Raw genomic sequence first — 19,520 nt, 5'->3', positions numbered from 1 at the left:
TAGAACCGCCCGCCCGCCGCTACCGGCACGGCGGATGAATGCGCCCTAGTGGCCGCCGGAAAGCAGCTCCAGCAGGGTCTCCCGGCGGAGCTTGCCGGTCCCGTTGCGCGGCAGCCGCTGCAGCAGGCGCAGCCGGCGCGGCAGGAACACCGGGTCCACCGAGCCGCGCAGCGCATCGAGGATGTCCGCCGCGTCCAGCCCCGGCGCGACCGCCAGCGCGGCGATCCGGCCGACGCCGCCGGGCCGGTCCGGCTCCAGCTGCAGGACCACGCCGTCCTCGACCCCCGGGATGGCCAGCAGGCGCCGGGTCAGGTCGCCCAGCGAGGCGCGCTTGCCGGCGATCTCCAGCAGGTCGGCCTGGCGGCCACACAGGCGGAAACGGCCGTCGGCATGGACCTCGAACAGGTCCGCCAGCACCACCGGCGCCGGCAGATGCGGCGCGGCCACCTGGGTGCCGTCCGGCCGCGGCGCCAGGCGCACGCCCGGCAACGGCGTCCACAGCTCGTCGCGCGCCGTGCGGCGCCGCGCGAACACGCAGGTCTCGGTCGAGCCGAACACCTCGCGCACCTCCGCGCCGTAGCGGTCCTCGGCCTCGGCGGCCAGGTCCCGCGGCAGCGGCGCGGTCGCCGACACGATGCCGCACAGCGCCGGCAGCTCCACGCCCGACCTCAGCAGCGCGCGCAGGTGCACCGGCGTGGTCACCAGCAGGCGGGTCCCGCCGGCTTGGTGCAGCGCGCGGGCCACGTCGGCGGGGAACAGCGGCCTGCCGGCGTGCACCGCCGCGCCGCCGAGCAGCGGCAGCATCACCGTCATCTCCATGCCGTACATGTGCTGCGGCGGCACGGTGGCCACCACCTGCGGCTGCGCCTGGCCCCACAGGTCCTGCAGCGCGGCCAGGTTCTGCATCGCGCCGGTGGCGAAGGCCGCCCAGGTCTTGGCGTGCGGCTGCGGGCGGCCGGTGCTGCCGGAGGTGTAGCCGATCGCGGCCAGCGCCTCGGCCTGGACCGTCGGCACCGCCGGATCCTGCAGGCCCGGCGCCTGCACCGCGGCCGCATCGATGCGCGCGACCTCGAGGCGGTAGGCGCCACCGGCGGCGTGCGCGTCGAGGATCTCGGCCACCGTGCCCGGCGCGCCGGACGGCGGCAGCAGCGCCACCTGCCCGCGCTGGGCGGCGGCGCAGAAGCCGAGCAGGAAGCGCCGGCGGTCCTCGGCCAGGTGCACGACGTGGCGGGCTTCCGGCAGCCCGGCGGCCAGCGCGCGGGCCTGCTCCATGAACGCCCCCAGGGTCAGGGCGCCCTCGCCATCGAACACCAGTACCCGCGCCGGATCGCCGGCGGGCAACGGCAGCCGCCCGCCGTGGGAATGCGCTTGGATGACGGCCGACATCGGTACTGCCCGGTCCCCTGTGCGACGGACCCGTTGCCCGCCCTTGCTGTGCGGCTAGCTTGGCCGTGGCGTGCCGCGCAGGCAAGTTTGGCCGCGAACCGTGACCTTCCACCGGTGGCCGCACCGCCCCGGACTGCTACCCTGCGCGGCTTCCGAAACTGCCGCCGTCGCCATGACCCGTCCGCTGCTGCGCGCCCTGCCCCTGTTCCTCGCCCCGGCTGCCCTGCTTCCGTCCCTGCCGGCCGCCGCCCAGGCGCCCGCCCCGCTGGCCATCGAACAGGCCATGGCCGACCCGGACTGGATCGGCCCGCCGGTGGAGAAGGCCTGGTGGAGCTGGGACGGCCGCGAGGCGCAGCTGCTGCTCAAGCGCGAAGGCAGCGCCATCCGCGACACCTGGCGCCAGCCGATCGCCGGCGGCGCCCTGCAGAAGGTCTCCGACGCCGAGCGCGCCGGCCTGGACGCGCCGGACCCGGTGTACGACGCCGCGCGCCGCCGCATGGTCTTCGTCCGCAACGGCGACGTGTTCCTGCGCGACCTGTCCTCCGGCGCGCTGACCCAGCTCACCCGCAGCGCCGCGGCCGAATCGCAGCCGCGCTTCGCCGCCGACGGCGGGGTGATCTGGCGCGCCGGCCACGACTGGTTCAAGTGGAACGCCGGCGCCGGCGTGGCCCAGGTCGCCTCGCTCAAGGCCGAGAAGGACCCGGCCGCGCCGCCGAAGCCGGACCTGCTGCGCGAACAGCAGCTGCGCACCATCGACACCCTGCGCAAGGACAAGGAGCGCCGCGACGCCCAGCGCGCGCAGGAGGAAGCCTGGCGCAAGGCTGATCCAACCCGCGCGCCCGGCCCGGCCTACCTCGGCGACGAGGTCGAGATCGTCGACAGCAGCCTCTCGCCCGATGCGCGCCACCTGCTGGTGGTGACGAAGAAGAAGGGCGCCGACGCCGGCCGCAAAGGCAAGATGCCGACCTACGTCACCGAGTCCGGCTACGAGGAATTCGAGGACGTGCGCACCCGCGTCGGCCGCAACGACCCGCTGCCGCACGCGCTGTGGCTGGTCGACGCCGTCGACGGCAGCGTGCGCGAGCTGAAGTTCGACGCGCTGCCGGGCATCGGCGTCGATCCGCTGGCGGCGCTGCGCAAGGCCGCCGGCAAGGACCCGCTCAAGGGCCTGCGCCCGGTGCAGGTCGGCGGCGATGGCCCGAACGCGGCGATCCGCTGGACCAGTGACGGCCGCAACGTCGCGGTGATGCTGCGCGCGGTCGACAACAAGGACCGCTGGATCGCCGCGGTCGACCTGGACGGCGCCACCCTGCAGCCGCGCCACCGGCTCAACGACCCGGCCTGGATCAACTGGAACTTCAACGATTTCGGCTGGCTGCCGGACAACCGCACGCTGTGGTTCCTGTCCGAGGAATCCGGTTACTCGCACCTGTACACCCAGGCCGGCAACGGCCGCCCGCAGCAGCGCACCTCCGGCAGGTGGGAAGCCTCCTCGCCGGTGGTCACCGCCGACGGCAACGGTTTCCTGTTCCTGTGCAACCGGCAGTGGCCGGGCGACTACAAGGTCTGCGCGCTGGACCTGGCCAGCGGCCAGGTGCGCGAGGTCACCGCGCTGGACGGCGTGGAGGACTTCAGCCTCTCGCCCGACGGCCGCCAGCTGCTGGTGCGCTGGTCGGCCGCCTACCTGCCGCCGCAGATCGCGGTGGCGCCGGTGGCCGGCGGCGAGGCGCGCAGGCTCACCGACACCCGCAGCGCCGCGTTCAAGGCGCGGCAGTGGATCGGGCCGGAGATCGTGCAGGTGCCGTCGAAGCACGGTGCCGGCACGGTGTGGGGCAAGTTCTACGGGCCGAAGGACTACGAGCCCGGCCGCAAGTACCCGGTGGTGATGTTCGTGCACGGCGCCGGCTACCTGCAGAACGTGCACGCACGCTACCCGAACTACTTCCGCGAGCAGATGTTCCACCACCTGCTGGTGGAGAAGGGCTACGTGGTGCTGGACCTGGACTACCGCGGCAGCGAGGGCTACGGCCGCGACTGGCGCACCGCGATCTACCGGCAGATGGGCCATCCGGAGCTGGAGGACTACCTGGACGGCCTGGACTGGGTGGTGGCCAACCGCCAGGGCGACCGCGACCGCGCCGGCATCTACGGCGGCAGCTACGGCGGCTTCATGACCTTCATGGCGCTGTTCCGCTCGCCGGGCACGTTCAAGGCCGGCGCCGCGCTGCGCCCGGTGGTCGACTGGACCCAGTACAACCACGAGTACACCTCGAACATCCTCAACACCCCGGACATCGACCCGGAGGCGTACCGCAAGTCCTCGCCGATCGAGTACGCGCAGGGGCTGCAGGACCACCTGCTGATCGCCCACGGCATGATCGACGACAACGTGTTCTTCCGCGATTCGGTGGTGCTGACCCAGCGCCTGATCGAGCTGCGCAAGGACAACTGGGAGATCGCGCCGTACCCGCTGGAGCGCCACGGCTTCACCCGCGCCGACTCCTGGCTGGACGAGTACAAACGCATCCTCAAGCTGTTCGAGCGCACGCTGAAGTAAGCGCGCGCCAGTACCTCTTTCCCATCTGCAGGAACGCCCCATGACCGAACAGGCGCCCGCGCCGGCGGCCGAACCCGGACTGATCCGCACCGTCGCCGCGGTGATCCGCAACGCACGCGGCGAGATCCTGCTGGTCCGCAAGCAGGCCTCGGAGGTGTTCATCCAGCCCGGTGGCAAGCGCGAACCGGGCGAGGACAGCCTGGCCACCCTCGGCCGCGAGCTGGCCGAGGAGCTGGGCGTGCGCCTGCTGCCCGGCGCGAAGGCGCTGGGCGAGTTCGAGGACTCGGCAGCGAACGAGCCGGGCCGCCGCGTCCGCGCCGAGGCCTTCCTGGTCGAGGTCGAGGGCGAACCGGTTCCGCAGGCCGAGATCGCCGAACTGGCCTGGGTGGCGCCGCGCGCGCCGTTCCCGGTGGCGGTGGCCCCGCTCAGCGCCGGCCACATCATGCCGGCCGTGGTCGCCGTCGCCCCGTAGGCGGCCGCCCGCGCGCCCGGCACAATCCGCCAGCCTGCCCCGGGAGTCCCATGAGCCAGCCGCCTCGCACCGGCTTCGTCACCGTGACCGCGATGATCAGCGTGGTGCTGGCCGCGATCGCCGTGGTGACGTCGGCGCTGCTGGTGATGTTCGCCGCGGCCATGCCCGACATCCCCGCCCCGCCCCCGACCGGCCCGGAGGCGATCCTGAAGAGATTCATGTGGATACTGGACTACCGGGTGGCCCTGACCACGGCCCAGCTCGCGCTGGCGCTGGTCTTCCTCGCCGCGTCCTGGGGCCTGCTGCGGCGCCGGGAATGGGGCCGCTGGCTGTTCATCGGCCTGCTGCTGCTCACCGCGCTGGCCAACTTCGCCGGGCTGGCCCTGGTCAACCCGCTATTCGACGGGCTGATCGACATCTACCCGGCGCAGCTGCTGGAAAGCCCCGACGGCGCCCAGCTGCTGGCGCAGATGCAGTTCAGCAAGCGCATCACCTTCATCACCACCGCGCTGGGCGCGGCCGGCCTGGCGGCGCTGCACGGCTGGCTGGCCTGGAAGCTGTACACGCCCGAGGTCCGGGCCGAATTCACCTGATCGCGGCGCCGGCCCGCCCCCCCTTGATCGGAATCAAAGGACAGATGCTTCCCCATGACTAGAATCCCGGGCATGGACCCGCAATTCGATTCCGTTCGCGACTACCTGACCGGACTCCAGGACCGGATCTGCGCCGCCATCGAGGCGGCCGACGGGCAGGCCCGCTTCGTCGAGGATGCCTGGACCCGCAACCCGGACCCGACCGGCCCTTCGCACGTCGGCGGCGGGCGCACCCGCGTGCTGCGCGAGGGCGCGGTGTTCGAGCAGGCCGGAATCGGCTTCTCAGACGTGTCCGGCAGCCGCCTGCCGCCGTCGGCCAGCGCCGCCCGCCCGGAACTGGCCGGCGCCTCCTGGCGCGCCACCGGCGTGTCGCTGGTGTTCCACCCGCGCAATCCGTACCTGCCGACCACGCACGCCAACGTCCGCCACTTCCGCGCCGAGCGCGACGGGCAGACCGTGGCCTGGTGGTTCGGCGGTGGCTTCGACCTGACCCCGTTCTATCCGTTCGACGAGGACATCGGGCACTGGCACCGCACCGCCGCGGACCTGTGCGCGCCCTTCGGGCCGGACCGCTACGCCGAGCACAAGCGCTGGTGCGACGAGTACTTCTTCCTGCGCCACCGCAACGAGACCCGCGGCGTGGGCGGCCTGTTCTTCGACGACCTGCACGGCGACTTCGACCGCGACTTCGCCTACATGCGCGCCGTCGGCGACGGCTTCCTCGACGCCTACCTGCCGATCGTCGAGCGCCGCAAGGACACCCCGTACGGCGAGCGCGAGCGCGAGTTCCAGCTGTACCGGCGCGGCCGCTACGTCGAGTTCAACCTGGTCTACGACCGCGGCACCCTGTTCGGGCTGCAGAGCGGCGGCCGCACCGAATCGATCCTGATGAGCCTGCCGCCGAGGGTGCGCTGGGAATACGGCTACCAGCCGGAACCCGGCAGCCCCGAGGCGCGCCTGCACGAGTACCTGGTCCCGCGCGACTGGCTGGGGGGCCAGTCGCGCGCGGGCCAACCCTGACCGCCGGGGAACGCGCAAATAAAAAGCCCCGCCGAGCAGGGGGGGCTCGACGGGGCCGGGAACGGAGACTTGGGGAGGAGTCCCGCTCCGGGTAGATCTGCTCCAGGGGAAGGGAGAGATCCGTCGACAGGCATTGCACCTGTCGAGGGCTATGACACCATTCCGAACATGGATGGATCGTGAAGGAACCGGTTAAGAAAGCCTTGGATTTAGGGCGGATTCATTCATCTTCCAGCCTTGTAACAGTTGTAACGGAAGCGGGTGCCCGCAGGCGCCCGCTTTTTGCGTTAGTGGGCCTCGTCCCAGTTGTCGCCTACCCCGCTTTCCACCACCAGCGGGACGCTCAGTTGCGCCGCTGACGACATCAGCGACGTGGCCTCGGCCAGCAGGGTCGGGACGAAGTCTTCGTCCACCTCGAACACCAGTTCGTCGTGGACCTGGAGGATCATCCGGGCGCGGTCGCGGTGCCGGGCCAGCCAGCCGTCCACGGCGATCATCGCCCGCTTGATGATGTCCGCCGCGGTGCCCTGCATCGGCGCGTTGATCGCGGCGCGCTCGGCGCCGGCGCGCTGGGCCTGGTTGCGGGCATTGATGTACTCCAGGTACAGGCGCCGGCCGAACACGGTCTCGACGAAGCCCTGGCCGCGGGCCTGCTCGCGGGTGCGCTCCATGTAGTCGCGCACGCCCGGGTAGCGGCTGAAGTACAGGGCGATGTAGTCCTGCGCCTCGCCACGGGCGATGCCCAGCTGGCGGGCCAGGCCGAACGCGCTCATGCCGTACATCAGGCCGAAGTTGATCGCCTTGGCGGCGCGGCGCTCGTTCGGGGTGATTTCCTCCAGCGTGCGTCCGAACACCTCGGCCGCGGTGGCGCGGTGCACGTCGGCGCCGGATTCGAAGGCGCGCAGCAGGCCCGGGTCCTGCGACAGGTGGGCCATGATCCGCAGCTCGATCTGCGAGTAGTCGCAGGCCACCAGCTTGCGCCCCGGCGGGGCGACGAAGGCGCGGCGGATGCGGCGGCCGTCGTCGGTGCGGATCGGGATGTTCTGCAGGTTCGGGTCGGACGAGGACAGCCGCCCGGTGGCCGCGCCGGCCTGGTGGTAGCTGGTGTGCACCCGGCCGGTGTCCGGGTTGACCATCTCCGGCAGCTTGTCGGTATAGGTGCTGCGCAGCTTGGCCAGGCCGCGGTACTCGAGGATCACCCGCGGCAGCTCGTGCAGGTCGGCGATGGCCTCCAGCGCCTCCTCGTTGGTCGAGGGCTGGCCCTTGGGCGTCTTCACCAGCGCCGGCAGCTTCAGCTCCTCGAACAGCAGCGCGCACAGCTGCTTGGGCGAGTCCAGGTTGAACGGGCGCCCGGCCAGCTCGGTGGCCTTCTGCTGCGCGGCGAGCATGCGCCGTGACAGGTCGGCGCTCTGCCGGCGAAGTTCCTCGACGTCGACCTTGACGCCATTGGCCTCGACCCGCGCCAGCACCGGCACCAGCGGCATCTCGATCTGGCGGTAGACCTGCTCGAGCTTCGGCTCGTCGGCCAGGCGCGGGGCCAGCACCCGGTGCAGGCGCAGGGTGATGTCCGCGTCCTCGGCGGCGTAACGGGTGGCATCTTCCAGCGCGCACTGGGCGAACGGGATCTGCTTGGCGCCCTTGCCGCACACGTCCTCGTACTTGACCGTCTCGTAGCCGAGGTGGCGGCGGGCCAGGCTGTCCATGTCGTGGCGGGCATTGCCCGACTCCAGCACGAAGCTCTCCAGCATGGTGTCGTCGGCGTAGCCGGCGATCTCCACGCCGTGGCGGCGCAGCACGTGCAGGTCGTACTTGCCGTGCTGGCCGAGCTTGGACACCGCCGGGTCCTCCAGCAGCGGGCGCAGCAGGTCCAGCACCTGCCCGCGTTCGAGCTGGCTGGGCGCGCCCGGGTAGTCGTGGCCCACCGGCACGTAGGCGGCGTGGCCGGGTTCGGCGGCGAAGCTCAGGCCGACCAGGGTGGCGCGCATCGGATCGAGGCTGTCGGTCTCGGTGTCGAAGGCGAAGCGGCCGGCCGCGCGCAGCCGCGCGATCCAGTCCTGTAGCGCCTCGACGGTGGTGACGGTCTCGTAGCGGCCCGGCGCGGCCAGCGCCGGATCCAGCGCCGCTGCCGGGGCGGCCGCCGCCGACACCGCGTAGCCGGTGCCGCGGGCGCGGCCCGGTTCCTTCTCGGCGACCGCCGCCGGCCCGCCGGCCACCGCGCCGCCTTCCAGTTCCTTCAGCGCCTGGTTGAAGCCATAGCGCTGGTACAGCCCGCGTAGGGTCTCGACTTCCGGCTCGCGCAGGCGCAGCGAATCGGCGCTGCGCTCCAGCGCCAGGTCGGTGCGGATCGTCACCAGCTCGCGGTTGAGCGGCAGGCGCTCCAGCGCGGCGCGCAGGTTGTCGCCCACCTTGCCCTTGATCGCGGCGGCGTTGGCGATGACCCCGTCCAGCGAGCCGTACTCGGCCAGCCACTTGGCCGCGGTCTTCGGCCCGCACTTCTCCACGCCGATGACGTTGTCGATGGCGTCGCCCATCAGCGCCAGCATGTCGACGATGCGCTCCGGCGGCACGCCGAACTTCTCCACCACCGAGGCGGCGGTGTCCATGCGGCTGCCGCTCATGGTGTTGACCAGCATGATCGAGCCGCCATCCGCGCCCGGCTCGCGGACCAGCTGGGCGAAGTCCTTGTCGCCGGTGGAGATGGTCACCGCCATGCCGGCGTTGGCGCCCTGCACCGCCAGGGTGCCGATCACATCGTCGGCCTCGACACCGTCGATGCGCAGGATGTCCATGCCCAGCGCGCTGACGATCTCGCACATCGGCTGCACCTGCGCGCGCAGCTCGTCGGGCATCGGCGGACGGTTGGCCTTGTAGGCCGGGTACATCTCGTCGCGGAAGGTCTTGCCGGGGGCGTCGACCACGAAGGCGACGTAGTCCGGCTTCTCCTTCAGCGTCGCGCGCAGCATGTTGACCACGCCGAACAGCGCGCCGGTGGGTTCGCCGGCGGCATTGCTCAGCGGCGGCAGCGCGTGGAAGGCGCGGTAGAGGTAGCTGGAACCGTCGATCAGGACTAGGCGTGTCATCCGTGCATTCTACGGCCATGCGCCGCCGGGGCCCTGCACGCGCCGCGACCGCCCCCGGGGCTGCCGTGCGGGCCCGCGCAACCGGCGCCGCGCCCGGCGCATAATGCAGGCGTACACACGAAGGAGCCGCCATGTCCAAGACGATCATGACCGCCGCGGCGCTGGCCGCGATCCTCTCCCTGGCCGGATGCGCGACCACGGGCGATGCCCCGGTGGACATCAGCGGCGCCGAAGTCGCCAGCCGCACCCTGGACAACGGCGACCTCATCGAGGAGTACCGCGTCGCCGGCCAGCTGCGCATGGTCAGGATCACCCCGGTGCGCGGCCCGGCCTACTACCTGTACGACCGCGACGGCGACGGCGCGCTGGACCGCGACGACGCCGACAAGCTGCCGCAGACCTACTGGAAACTGTTCTCCTGGTAAACGGCGCCGCGCCGGAGCCCCTTTCCGCGCGCACCGCCACGCTACACTCCCGCGCCCGGCGCCGCGGCACGCAGGCGTGCGGCACGCGCCGTCGGCCGTGCACCGCTCCGTTCCACCTCCGCGTTCCACCCGGCGGCTGAACAGCCTTTCCTGCCAGCGCACACGTTCGCCGCGCGCGGCGGCGTGACAATAGCGGTCCCGGATGCCGCCCCGGACCCATCGACAGGATTGCCCGATGCTTCGCTGGTTCGAAACCCGGCTGGATCCGTATCCGGCCGTCGCCACCACCCAACCGCCGCGGACGCTGTACGCGTTCTGCCGCCACTACACGCGCGGGGCCGAGCCCTGGCTGCTGCTGATGGCGGCGCTGACCACGGCCATCGCGGTGACCGAGGTATCGCTGTACGCCTTCACCGGCTCGATCGTCGATCGCCTCTCCAGCCACACCCCGGCCACCTTCCTGCAGGAGGAAGGCTGGAAGTTCGCGATGATGGCGCTGGTGGTACTGGTGGTGATGCCCGGCCTGAACCTGCTCAGTTCGCTGGTCATCCACCAGACCCTGCTCGGCAACTTCCCGATGCGGATCCGCTGGCGCGTGCACCGCTACCTGCTGCGCCAGTCCATGGGCTATTTCCAGGACGAGTTCGCCGGGCGCATCGCGACCAAGCTGATGCAGACCTCGCTGGCGGTGCGCGAGACGGTGATCAAGCTGCTGGACGTGGGCAACTACGTGATCGTGTACTTCGGCGGCGCGCTGCTGGTGGCCGCCTCGGCCGACTGGCGGCTGATGCTGCCGTTCGCCGGCTGGCTGGTCGCCTACATCGCCCTGCTGCGCTACGCGATCCCGCGACTGAACAAGGTCGCGCAGGAGCAGGCCGACGCGCGCTCGACCATGACCGGGCGCATCGTCGACAGTTACACCAACATCGCCACGGTCAAGCTGTTCTCGCATTCGCACCGCGAGGAGTCCTACGCCCGCGAGTCGATGGACCAGTTCCTCGGCACGGTACACCGGCAGATGCGCCTGGCCACCCTGGTCAACGTCAGCAACGACACCCTCAACATGCTGCTGCTGTTCGCGGTGGCGGCCACCGGCATCGGCCTGTGGATGCAGGATGCCGTCGGCGTCGGCGCGATCGCGGTGGCCATCGCCTTCGTGCTGCGGCTGATGGGCATGTCGCAGTGGATCATGTGGGAGATGTCGGCGCTGTTCGAGAACATCGGCACGGTGCAGGACGGCATCAACTCCATCGCCCTGCCGGCCACGGTGGACGACGCGCCCGGCGCGCGCCCGCTGGACCTGGCCGGCCCGGTGCGCGGCGACATCCGCTTCGAGCACGTGACCTTCCATTACGGCAAGAAGGGCGGCGTGATCGAGGGCCTGGACCTGCACGTGCGCCCGGGCGAGAAGGTCGGCCTGGTCGGGCGCTCCGGCGCCGGCAAGTCGACCCTGGTGAACCTGCTGCTGCGCTTCTACGACCGCGAAGGCGGCAGCATCCGCATCGACGGCACCGACATCGCCGCGGTGACGCAGGACTCGCTGCGCGCGGCGATCGGCGTGGTCACCCAGGACACCTCGCTGCTGCACCGTTCGGTCCGCGAGAACATCCTCTACGGCCGGCCCGACGCTGGCGAGGAGGAGATGATCGAGGCCGCGCGCCAGGCCAATGCCCACGACTTCATCATGGAACTGGTCGACGCCAAGGGCCGCCGCGGCTACGACGCGCAGGTCGGCGAGCGCGGCGTGAAGCTGTCCGGCGGCCAGCGCCAGCGCATCGCCATCGCCCGCGTGCTGCTGAAGAACGCGCCGATCCTGGTGCTGGACGAGGCCACGTCCGCGCTGGACTCGGAAGTGGAGGCGGTGATCCAGGAGAACCTGTACCGGCTGATGCAGGGCAAGACGGTGATCGCCATCGCCCACCGCCTGTCGACCATCGCCGCGATGGACCGGCTGGTGGTGATGGACCAGGGCCGCATCGTCGAGCAGGGCACGCACGAGGAACTGCTCGCCCGCGGCGGCCTGTACGCGCAGCTGTGGCAGCGCCAGTCCGGCGGCTTCCTGCTGGAAGCCGAAGCGGCAGACTGAGCGGAGAGCGGGGCGAGCCCTGCTCTACGGTTCGCGGCGCCGCTGTGCGCGACCCAGGCCCCAGCCGGTGCCGGCCCACGCAAGCGCGATGCCGGCGCCGATCAGCATCGCCAGGCCGGGATGGTCGCCGAGCACGTCGAGCAGGCGCTTAACCCAGGCGCTGAGTGCATCGCCGCCGCGGTAGACCACGGTGTCGATGAAATTCTTGGCCTTGTACTTGTCCGCCGGCGGAACCACCGTGTAGAGCATCTCGCGGCCCGGGCGCACGAAGGCGTACTCCCCGGCTCGGCGCGCCACCATCACCACCACGAACACCGCGAACACCGGCGCCAGCGCCAGCCACAGGAAGCCGAAGGCCATCACCAGCGGCACGCCGACCAGCAGCACGCCCACCCCCAGGTTCTGCGCGACGCGGCCGGTGATGAACAGCTGGGTGAGGATGGCCAGCACCTGCACCACGGTGTCGATCAGGCCGAACACCTGGGTCTGCCGCGCGCGGTCCGGGAACAGCCCGGACACCAGCCGCGCCTGTTCGAAGTACAGGAAGGTGGTGACCGTGGCCAGCAGCACCACGAACAGGGCGATGCCCAGCAGGAACGGCGAACGGAACACCGCGGTGGCGCCGGCGAAGGGGTTGCCGCCCAGCGGCCGCTCGCGCTGCGCCGGTGCATGCGCCTCCAGGCGCTCCAGCGGATGGCGGTCGCGCCAGCGGTGCAGCCACAGCGCCATGCCCGCGCTGGCGGCGATGAACAGCGACGACAGCAGCATCAGCCCGCCGTGCCCCAGCGGCTGCACCAGCACGGTGGCCAGCAGCGGCCCGGTCAGGCCACCGGCGCTGGCGCCGGCGGCGATCAGGGCGAACAGGCGCTTGGCCTCGCTGCTGGCGAACACGTCGGCCAGCACGCTCCAGGCCAGCGAGATCAGCAGCAGGTTGATCACCGAGACCCAGATGTAGAACGCGCGCCCGGCCCACACGTTGTCCGGCTGCAGCACCAGCCCAACGCCGAAGCCCAGCAGCGTCGCCACCACCAGCCCGAACACCCACGGCACGATCCGCCGCCGCGCCACCTTCGAGGCGATCCAGCCGTACAGCGGCAGCACCGCCACGGTGGCCAGGAAGGTGCCGGTGAACAGCCACTGCAGGTTGTCCACGCCGCCGGCCACGCCCATGGTCTCGCGCACCGGCCGCAACATGAAGTAGCCGGTGAACAGCAGGAAGAACATCGCCAGGCCGGCGGCCACCGCCGGCGCTTCGTGCGGCCTCACCCCGAACAGGCGGGACAGCCAGGGCGTGCGCACGGTCGCGCCGTCGGTCGGCTGCATCGGGCCGGCTCAGGCGGCGGCGAACTGGCGGACCAGTTCCTGCTGCTGCGCGGCGGTCAGCAGCGGGCCGCGGCCGGCCTTGAGCTGGTCGGCCTGGCGCTCCGGCTTGCCGGTGGCCGGGATCACCACGGTCACCGCCGGATGGCTGATGGCGAACTTCAGGAACATCTGCGCCCACGAGGTGACGCCGACCTCGGCGGCCCAGCCCGGCAGGGGCCTGTCTTTCACCTTCGCGAACAGGCGGCCGTCGTCGAAGGCGCGGTTGATGAGCACCGCCACGCCGCGGTCCTGGGCCAGCGGCAGCACCCGCTCGGCGGCGCGGGTGGAGATGACCGAGTAGTGGATCTGGATGAAGTCCAGCTTCTCGGCGCGCATGATCCGTTCGAGTTCGGGCAGCCCGGCGTCGGTGTAGTGGGTGACACCGACGTACTTCGTCTTCCCCTGCTCCTTCAGCTGGCGGGCATACGGCAGCTGCCGCTGCCAGTCGCGCAGGTTGTGGACCTGCAGCAGCTCGACCTTGTCGGTACGCAGACGGCGCTGCGAGTCCTTCCACTGCGCCTCGGCGGCCTCGCGGCTGTCGGCGGCGATCTTGGTGGCGATGAAGGCCTTGGCGCGCCAGCCGCCATCGGCCAGCAGGCTGCCGACCACTTCGTCGGAACGGCCGTAGTTGGGCGAGGTGTCGATCACCCGCGCCCCGCCCTCGAAGAAGATCCGCACCACTTCCTGCAGCGCGGCGTACTCCGGCGAGCCGAGGTCCACGTCGTAGCTGCCGGAGGTGCCGGCGCCGATCACCGGCAGCTGTTCGCCACTGGAGGGGATCGGCCGGGTCAGCAGCGGACCGGCCGCGGCGGCGGCCAGCGCGCGCATTGGCAATGGCAGCGTGCCCAGGGCCAGGGCGGAAACGGTGGCGGCGGAGCCGGCCAGGAACCGGCGGCGCGAATGCAGGTGCATGGCGGAACCTCCCGGGGAACAGGCACTTGGCGGCCCGGTTCGATCCTACTCCCGCCATCCCTTCGCGCCATGTGACTGCGGTAAGGGGCTCCGTCGATAGACGCCGTCTTTCGAGTCGATCAGTACTCCGTGGTATCCTGCACGCCTTCCTTTGGGGAGTAGCCTGCCGGCGCATCCTGCGCCGGCCGCCCGCGTCAACATGCTCGGCCCGTTGCGGCCGTGGCGCGGACACCCGGGGCGCGGCGCGACCGCCGCCCGGCGCTGGCGAGACCAACGGCCTGCAGGCGCGTCTGTGGTTGGACGCTGGCGGGTCGTGGCCGCCTTCCGACCCGGTTGTCCCTGATGAGTCCGTTTTCCATCGTCCTGATCGGCCTGGCCATGTCCACCGATGCCTTCGCCGCGGCCGTCGGCAAGGGCGCCTCGATGCAGCACCCCCGCTTCTCCCACGCCCTGCGCGCCGGCCTGATCTTCGGCGTGATCGAGGGCCTGACCCCGGTGATCGGCTGGCTGCTGGGCAACGCCGCCGCGCGTTACGTCACCGCCTGGGACCACTGGATCGCGTTCACCGTGCTGTGCCTGCTGGGCCTGCACATGATCTGGCACGGCATCCATGACGACGAGGAGGACGCCGGCGCGCGCCGCCACGGCCCCTGGGCGCTGGCGGTCACCGCCGTGGGCACCAGCATCGACGCGATGGCGGTGGGCGTAAGCCTGGCCTTCCTCGAGGTGCCGATCGCGGTGGTGGCCACGGTGATCGGCCTGTGCACCCTGGTGATGGCGACGATCGGGATCATGCTCGGCCGCGTGCTGGGCGTGCTGGCCGGCAAGCGCGCCGAATTCATCGGCGGCGTGATCATGCTGGTGATCGGCTCGGTGATCCTCTACGAGCACCTGACCGGCGCGGCCTGAGCCGCGGCCGGCGCTGCAGCGCGGCCAGGTGCGGCGCTCCGGTGCGCCCGCCTGCACGGCCGGGCGGAACCATGCCGCGGGCAAGGTCGCTCGCTGCGTATCGCTGCATGTCCGCCTGGTGGGTCGCGGCCGAAGGCCGCAGCGCGGTCAGCGCACGACCAGCACCGGCACCGTCGAGCGGCCCAGCACCGACTGGGTCTGGCTGCCCAGCAGCACCTTGCCCAGCCCGCGACGCCCGTGCGAGGCCATCACGATCAGGCCGGCCCTGTGGTCGGCCGCGGCCTGGACGATGGCATCGGAGGGATAGCCGTCGGGGATGTGCACGGTTTCGCAGGCCACCCCGGCGGTGGTCGCCTGGGCCAGCGCGTCCTGCAGGATCCGCTGCGCGGAGCGCGCGCAGCCTTCCTGGTATTGCGCCTGCATGTCCGGATCGGCCACCAGCGCCATCGCGTCGTCGAACGCCGGCATCCACGGCTCGGTCACGGTGACCACGACCACCGGCACCTTCAGGGTGGCGGCCAGTGCCAGGCCGTGGGCCAGGCCCTTGCCGGCCAGCTCCGAGCCGTCGGTGGCGATCAGGATGCGGTCGTACATGGCGCTCTCCTTCCCTTGGTGGCCTGCGGCCATTGCACACCCGGGGCGCGGTGGAGGCAATGGGCGGAAGGTGGCAGGCGTTCGTCGCCAAAGCCGCCCCCCCCAGTAGAGTCGGGCTCGCCCGACTCCCACGCCCGATATCCCAGCGCCGCGCAGGCAGCGACGCCATGCGCTTCTCATGCGCCCTCGCCTGCGGACGCGGGGGAGCGGGGCGAGCCCCGCTCTACGGGGGCGTCGGCCCGGGCCTTCGCCTCAGATCGGCTTGAGGTTGGCGAAGGCCAGCACCAGCCACTTGCTGCCGGCGTCGTCGAAGTTCACCTGCACGCGCGCGTGCGCGCCGCTGCCCTCGTAGTCGGTGACCACGCCGCGGCCGAAGCTGGCGTGGATCACGCCCTGGCCCAGCTTCAGCGAAGGCGTCTCCAGTACCGGATGCGCTACCCGCGGCGGCGCGGCCATCGGCCGGGCCACCTGCACCCGCGGCCGCACCTCGTTGAGCAGGTGCCCGGGGATCTCGCGCAGGAAGCGCGACGGCATCCCGTACATGTCCATGCCGTGGATGCGCCGGCTCTCGGCGTAGGTCATCACCAGCTTCTGGTGGGCGCGGGTGATGCCGACGTAGGCCAGGCGGCGCTCCTCTTCCAGCCGGCCCTGCTCCTCCAGCGACTTGCTGCTGGGGAACACGCCCTCCTCCACACCGACCAGGAACACCAGCGGGAACTCCAGGCCCTTGGCCGAATGCAGGGTCATCAGCTGCACGCCGTCCTCGTCGGCCTGGGCCTGGCCTTCGCCGGCCTCCAGCGCCGCATAGGAGAGGAAGGCGACCAGCTCGCTCATGCTTTCCTGGTCGTCGTCCAGTTCGGCGCGCGAGAAGCGCGAGGCCACCGAGACCAGTTCGTCCAGGTTCTCCAGCCGCGACTCGGCGTCCAGTTGCCCGCGCGATTCGCTGGCCCAGTGCTCGCGCAGGCCGGACCGGGCCAGCACGTGGTCGACGCGGTCCTTCAGCGCCAGGTCGGTGGTCTCCGCGTCCAGCGCGTCGATCAGCGACAGGAACCCGGCCACCGCATTGCGCGCCCGCGCCGCCAGCGCGTTCTCCGCGACCAGCGACGTCGCGGCCTGCCACAGCGAGACCTGCGCCTCGCGCGCACGGCGGCGGACCTCGTCCAGGGTGCGGTCGCCGATGCCGCGCGCCGGCGTGTTCACCGTGCGCTCGAACGCCGCGTCGTCGGCGCGACTGGCGACCAGGCGCAGGTAGGCCAGGGTGTCCTTGACCTCGGCGCGCTCGAAGAAGCGCATGCCGCCATAGACGCGGTACGGCACCTGCTCGGCCAGCAGCACCTCTTCCAGCGCGCGCGACTGCGCGTTGGAGCGGTACAGCACCGCCGCCTCGCGCCAGCTGCCGCCGTCGCGCACCCACTGGCGGATGCGCTCGACCACGAAGCGCGCCTCGTCCATCTCGTTGTAGGCCGCGTACACGTCCACCGGCTCGCCGTCGCCGCTGTCGGTCCACAGCTGCTTGCCGATGCGGTCGGGGTTGTGCGAGATCACCGCGTTGGCGGCGTTGAGGATGTTGGCGCTGGAGCGGTAGTTCTGCTCCAGGCGGATGGTCCTCGCCCCGGGGAAGTCGCGCAGGAACTGCTGCACGTTCTCCACCTTGGCGCCGCGCCAGCCGTAGATGGCCTGGTCGTCGTCGCCAACCACGAAGACCCGGCCGGTGTCGCCGGCCAGCACGCGCACGAAGGCGTATTGGATGGCGTTGGTGTCCTGGAACTCGTCGATCAGCAGGTCGCGAAAGCGGGTGCGGTAGTGCTGCAGCAGCGCCGGGTTGTCGCGCAGCAGCTCGTGGGCGCGCAGCAGCAGCTCGGCGAAGTCGACCAGGCCGGCGCGGTCGCAGCGTTCCTGGTACAGCTCGTAGGCGCGGCGCAGCGACTCGGTCCACGGATCGTTGACCGCCTGGATGTGCTGCGGGCGGCGGCCCTCGTCCTTCTGCGCGTTGATCCACCAGGCGATCTGGCGCGGCGGGAAGCGGCCGTCGTCCAGCTCCAGCTGCTGGGCCACGCGCTTGACCAGGCGCAGCTGGTCGTCGCTGTCGAGCACCTGGAAGGATTCGGGCAGGCGCGCCTCGTTCCAGTGCAGGCGCAGCAGGCGGTGGGCGATGCCGTGGAAGGTGCCGATCCACATGCCGCGCGCGCCGTGGCGCAGCTGCTGGTCGGCACGCGCGCGCATCTCGCCGGCGGCCTTGTTGGTGAAGGTGACCGCGAGGATCCCGTGCGCCGGCACGCCGATGACTTCGTTCAGCCAGGCGATGCGGTGGGTCAGGACCCGGGTCTTGCCGGAACCGGCGCCGGCCAGCACGAGGTAATGGCCCGGCGGCGCGGACACGGCCTCGCGCTGCGCGCTGTTGAGGCCGTCGAGAAGGTGGGAGACATCCATGGGCGCATTTTACGGCCTCTGGAAGCTCGGTCCGTGATTGGTGATTCGTTATCCGTGATTCGAAGAAGCAGGAACGGCCGTCGGAGGCGTCGGCACCGTGCACCGAGGAGGGGCCCGTGAGCCTTCCCTCCAATCACCAATCACCAATCACGCGCGACCGCCCTGGCGGTCGCGCTCAATGCGCCTCGTGCTCGCGGCGGGCGCTGGTGCCGGTCATCAGCTTGTCGGTCCAGGCGATGCCGATGGCCGAGAGGATGAAGACCACGTGGATGATGGTCTGCCACAGCACGCCATCGGTGGTCAGCGCGCTGCAGCGGGCCGCGCCCACGTTCGAGGCGGCGGTGGCGACCAGTTCCGGCGGGCAGAACGGCAACCCGTTCAGGGTGCCGGCAGCGATGAAGGTCTTGAGCAGGTGGATCGAGGAGATGCCGATGATCGCCATCGCCAGCTTCACCTTCAGCACCGAGGCGTTGACGTGGCTCAACCACTCCGGCTGGTCCGGGTGGCCTTCCAGGCCCAGGCGCGAGACGAAGGTCTCGTAGCCGCCGACGATCACCATCACCAGCAGGTTGGAGATCATCACCACGTCGATCAGGCCCAGCACGATCAGCATGATCTGCTGCTCGCCCATGTGCTGCGCTTCGTGGATCAGGTGCCACAGTTCCTTGCCGAACAGGAACACGTACACGCACTGGGCCAGGATCAGGCCCAGGTACAGCGGCAGCTGCAGCCAGCGCGAGGCGAAGATCAGCGTGGACAGGGGGCTGAGGCGGGGTGCGCCGGTGGTATGCGGCTGCGACATGGGCGATCGGGCATGGCGGAAATGACGGCGCAGGGTAACGGCCCGGCCCGGGGCTGCCAAGCGCGGCCGATCCGGCGGGGCGGCCGCAACAGGGCGTTCCGTTCATCGTCGCCCGGCCCTGCGGGGCTCCCTCGTACACTCCGGGGCCCGACCTTCGACCGCGCCCCCGGCGCCCCCCACCGGAGCCCCGCCATGATCGACCTGTACTACTGGCCCACCCCCAACGGACACAAGATCACCCTGTTCCTGGAGGAATCCGGGCTGCCCTACACCATCAAGCCGGTGAACATCGGCAAGGGCGACCAGTTCCAGCCGGAGTTCCTGGCGTTTTCGCCCAACAACAAGATACCGGCGATCATCGACCACGCGCCCAACGACCTGGGCGAGCCGATCAGCGTGTTCGAGTCCGGCGCCATTCTGGTCTACCTGGCCAACAAGACCGGGCGCTTCTTCGGCCAGACCGTGCGGCAGAAGGTCGAGGTCAACCAGTGGCTGATGTGGCAGATGGCCGGCCTGGGCCCGATGACCGGCCAGTACGGCCACTTCACCGTATACGCCCCGGAGAAGATCGACTACGCGATCGAGCGCTACACCCGCGAGGTGAAGCGCCTGCTTGGCGTGCTCGACAGGCGCCTGCAGGGCCGCGCCTTCATCGCCGGCGACGAATACACCATCGCCGACATGGCCGCCTACCCGTGGATCAACCCGTACACCAGGGCCCCGCTTGACCTGGAGCCCTACCCCGACCTGCGCCGCTGGCACGCCGCCATCGCCGCCCGCCCCGCCACCCAGCGCGCCTATGCGTTGACCCAGCAGGTGAACCCGGATGCGGGCAAGCCGCTGACCGACGAAGAGCGCAAGCAACTCTTCGGCCGCTGAAGTTCCTCGCGTA

At 71.1% G+C, this 19,520-nt stretch carries 15 protein-coding genes; 8 read left to right on the top strand and 7 right to left on the bottom strand.

The genetic code is table 11. The features are described from left to right. Positions 1-45: 45 nt before the first annotated feature. Positions 46-1,386: an AMP-binding protein gene (locus PSEJ35_RS0103505; protein ID WP_028916590.1), complete on the bottom strand. Its 1,341-nt coding sequence runs from the start codon at positions 1,384-1,386 to the stop codon at positions 46-48. Positions 1,387-1,558: 172 nt separating this feature from the next. Here PSEJ35_RS0103505 and PSEJ35_RS0103500 point away from each other — a divergent pair, with 172 nt between their 5' ends. The 4 genes from PSEJ35_RS0103500 to hemF all read left to right on the top strand — a co-directional run bounded on the left by PSEJ35_RS0103500 (position 1,559) and on the right by hemF (position 6,028). Beyond that, positions 1,559-3,943, top strand: coding sequence for a S9 family peptidase (locus tag PSEJ35_RS0103500; RefSeq protein WP_051412460.1), 2,385 nt, complete (start codon positions 1,559-1,561; stop codon positions 3,941-3,943). A 40-nt stretch (positions 3,944-3,983) separates the two neighbouring features. Further along, positions 3,984-4,415 carry an NUDIX domain-containing protein gene (locus PSEJ35_RS0103495; protein ID WP_051412459.1) on the top strand — a complete coding sequence of 144 codons (432 nt, stop codon included), beginning with the start codon at positions 3,984-3,986 and terminating at the stop codon, positions 4,413-4,415. A 50-nt stretch (positions 4,416-4,465) separates the two neighbouring features. Continuing rightward, positions 4,466-5,008 (top strand): hypothetical protein, encoded by a 543-nt coding sequence (locus PSEJ35_RS0103490; RefSeq protein WP_028916587.1) that lies wholly within the window; start codon positions 4,466-4,468, stop codon positions 5,006-5,008. A gap of 72 nt (positions 5,009-5,080) precedes the next feature. After that, on the top strand, positions 5,081-6,028 hold the full coding sequence (hemF, locus tag PSEJ35_RS0103485) for an oxygen-dependent coproporphyrinogen oxidase (RefSeq protein ID WP_028916586.1): 948 nt from the start codon (positions 5,081-5,083) through the stop codon (positions 6,026-6,028). 287 nt (positions 6,029-6,315) lie between these two features. On the opposite strand, the gene polA is transcribed toward hemF, so the two are convergent. Beyond that, a complete protein-coding gene (gene polA / locus PSEJ35_RS0103480) occupies positions 6,316-9,108 on the bottom strand; it encodes a DNA polymerase I (protein WP_028916585.1) in 2,793 nt (930 codons plus the stop codon). A gap of 131 nt (positions 9,109-9,239) precedes the next feature. Here polA and PSEJ35_RS0103475 point away from each other — a divergent pair, with 131 nt between their 5' ends. Both PSEJ35_RS0103475 and PSEJ35_RS0103470 read left to right on the top strand, forming a co-directional pair. After that, positions 9,240-9,533, top strand: coding sequence for a DUF2782 domain-containing protein (locus PSEJ35_RS0103475; protein ID WP_232207567.1), 294 nt, complete (start codon positions 9,240-9,242; stop codon positions 9,531-9,533). A 235-nt stretch (positions 9,534-9,768) separates the two neighbouring features. After that, positions 9,769-11,619: an ABC transporter ATP-binding protein gene (locus PSEJ35_RS0103470; RefSeq protein ID WP_198014139.1), complete on the top strand. Its 1,851-nt coding sequence runs from the start codon at positions 9,769-9,771 to the stop codon at positions 11,617-11,619. 24 nt (positions 11,620-11,643) lie between these two features. Here PSEJ35_RS0103470 and PSEJ35_RS0103465 read toward each other — a convergent pair whose 3' ends face one another. Together PSEJ35_RS0103465 and PSEJ35_RS0103460 are read right to left on the bottom strand one after the other, a co-directional pair. After that, positions 11,644-12,942: an MFS transporter gene (locus PSEJ35_RS0103465; protein WP_051412458.1), complete on the bottom strand. Its 1,299-nt coding sequence runs from the start codon at positions 12,940-12,942 to the stop codon at positions 11,644-11,646. Positions 12,943-12,951: 9 nt separating this feature from the next. Next, complete coding sequence (locus PSEJ35_RS0103460) at positions 12,952-13,893, bottom strand: aldo/keto reductase (protein ID WP_084635413.1); 942 nt, start codon at positions 13,891-13,893, stop codon at positions 12,952-12,954. A gap of 342 nt (positions 13,894-14,235) precedes the next feature. On the opposite strand from PSEJ35_RS0103460, the gene PSEJ35_RS0103455 reads away from it, so the two are divergent. Further along, the gene (locus PSEJ35_RS0103455; RefSeq protein ID WP_028916580.1) at positions 14,236-14,802 is read left to right on the top strand and encodes a manganese efflux pump MntP family protein; all 567 of its coding nucleotides are present in this window, start codon (positions 14,236-14,238) and stop codon (positions 14,800-14,802) included. A gap of 147 nt (positions 14,803-14,949) precedes the next feature. Here the strand turns inward: PSEJ35_RS0103455 and PSEJ35_RS0103450 are convergent, their stop codons facing one another. The 3 genes from PSEJ35_RS0103450 to PSEJ35_RS0103440 all read right to left on the bottom strand — a co-directional run bounded on the left by PSEJ35_RS0103450 (position 14,950) and on the right by PSEJ35_RS0103440 (position 18,628). After that, positions 14,950-15,396 carry a universal stress protein gene (locus tag PSEJ35_RS0103450; protein WP_028916579.1) on the bottom strand — a complete coding sequence of 149 codons (447 nt, stop codon included), beginning with the start codon at positions 15,394-15,396 and terminating at the stop codon, positions 14,950-14,952. Between the two features lie 252 nt (positions 15,397-15,648). Beyond that, the gene (uvrD, locus tag PSEJ35_RS0103445) at positions 15,649-17,826 is read right to left on the bottom strand and encodes a DNA helicase II (protein ID WP_028916578.1); all 2,178 of its coding nucleotides are present in this window, start codon (positions 17,824-17,826) and stop codon (positions 15,649-15,651) included. A 175-nt stretch (positions 17,827-18,001) separates the two neighbouring features. Next, positions 18,002-18,628, bottom strand: coding sequence for a TIGR00645 family protein (locus tag PSEJ35_RS0103440; RefSeq protein WP_028916577.1), 627 nt, complete (start codon positions 18,626-18,628; stop codon positions 18,002-18,004). 192 nt (positions 18,629-18,820) lie between these two features. Here PSEJ35_RS0103440 and PSEJ35_RS0103435 point away from each other — a divergent pair, with 192 nt between their 5' ends. Continuing rightward, complete coding sequence (locus PSEJ35_RS0103435) at positions 18,821-19,507, top strand: glutathione binding-like protein (protein ID WP_028916576.1); 687 nt, start codon at positions 18,821-18,823, stop codon at positions 19,505-19,507. Positions 19,508-19,520: the final 13 nt, after the last annotated feature.

The sequence above is a fragment of the Pseudoxanthomonas sp. J35 genome (assembly GCF_000513995.1).
Taxonomy (GTDB): Bacteria; Pseudomonadota; Gammaproteobacteria; order Xanthomonadales; family Xanthomonadaceae; genus Pseudoxanthomonas.
The sequence above is the reverse complement of the archived record's forward strand: the minus strand, read 5'-3'. Positions and strand labels throughout refer to the sequence as shown.

Bases quoted from the DNA above. Each gene is read 5' to 3' on its own strand.
- PSEJ35_RS0103470 (WP_198014139.1), top strand. From the start codon at position 9,769: ATGCTTCGCTGGTTCGAAACCCGGCTGGATCCGTATCCGGCCGTCGCC.
- PSEJ35_RS0103490 (WP_028916587.1), top strand. From the start codon at position 4,466: ATGAGCCAGCCGCCTCGCACCGGCTTCGTCACCGTGACCGCGATGATC.
- polA (WP_028916585.1), bottom strand. From the start codon at position 9,108: ATGACACGCCTAGTCCTGATCGACGGTTCCAGCTACCTCTACCGCGCC.
- PSEJ35_RS0103455 (WP_028916580.1), top strand. From the start codon at position 14,236: ATGAGTCCGTTTTCCATCGTCCTGATCGGCCTGGCCATGTCCACCGAT.
- hemF (WP_028916586.1), top strand. From the start codon at position 5,081: ATGGACCCGCAATTCGATTCCGTTCGCGACTACCTGACCGGACTCCAG.
- PSEJ35_RS0103465 (WP_051412458.1), bottom strand. From the start codon at position 12,942: ATGCAGCCGACCGACGGCGCGACCGTGCGCACGCCCTGGCTGTCCCGC.
- PSEJ35_RS0103505 (WP_028916590.1), bottom strand. From the start codon at position 1,386: ATGTCGGCCGTCATCCAAGCGCATTCCCACGGCGGGCGGCTGCCGTTG.
- PSEJ35_RS0103440 (WP_028916577.1), bottom strand. From the start codon at position 18,628: ATGTCGCAGCCGCATACCACCGGCGCACCCCGCCTCAGCCCCCTGTCC.
- PSEJ35_RS0103460 (WP_084635413.1), bottom strand. From the start codon at position 13,893: ATGCACCTGCATTCGCGCCGCCGGTTCCTGGCCGGCTCCGCCGCCACC.
- PSEJ35_RS0103475 (WP_232207567.1), top strand. From the start codon at position 9,240: ATGTCCAAGACGATCATGACCGCCGCGGCGCTGGCCGCGATCCTCTCC.
- PSEJ35_RS0103500 (WP_051412460.1), top strand. From the start codon at position 1,559: ATGACCCGTCCGCTGCTGCGCGCCCTGCCCCTGTTCCTCGCCCCGGCT.
- PSEJ35_RS0103495 (WP_051412459.1), top strand. From the start codon at position 3,984: ATGACCGAACAGGCGCCCGCGCCGGCGGCCGAACCCGGACTGATCCGC.
- PSEJ35_RS0103450 (WP_028916579.1), bottom strand. From the start codon at position 15,396: ATGTACGACCGCATCCTGATCGCCACCGACGGCTCGGAGCTGGCCGGC.
- uvrD (WP_028916578.1), bottom strand. From the start codon at position 17,826: ATGGATGTCTCCCACCTTCTCGACGGCCTCAACAGCGCGCAGCGCGAG.
- PSEJ35_RS0103435 (WP_028916576.1), top strand. From the start codon at position 18,821: ATGATCGACCTGTACTACTGGCCCACCCCCAACGGACACAAGATCACC.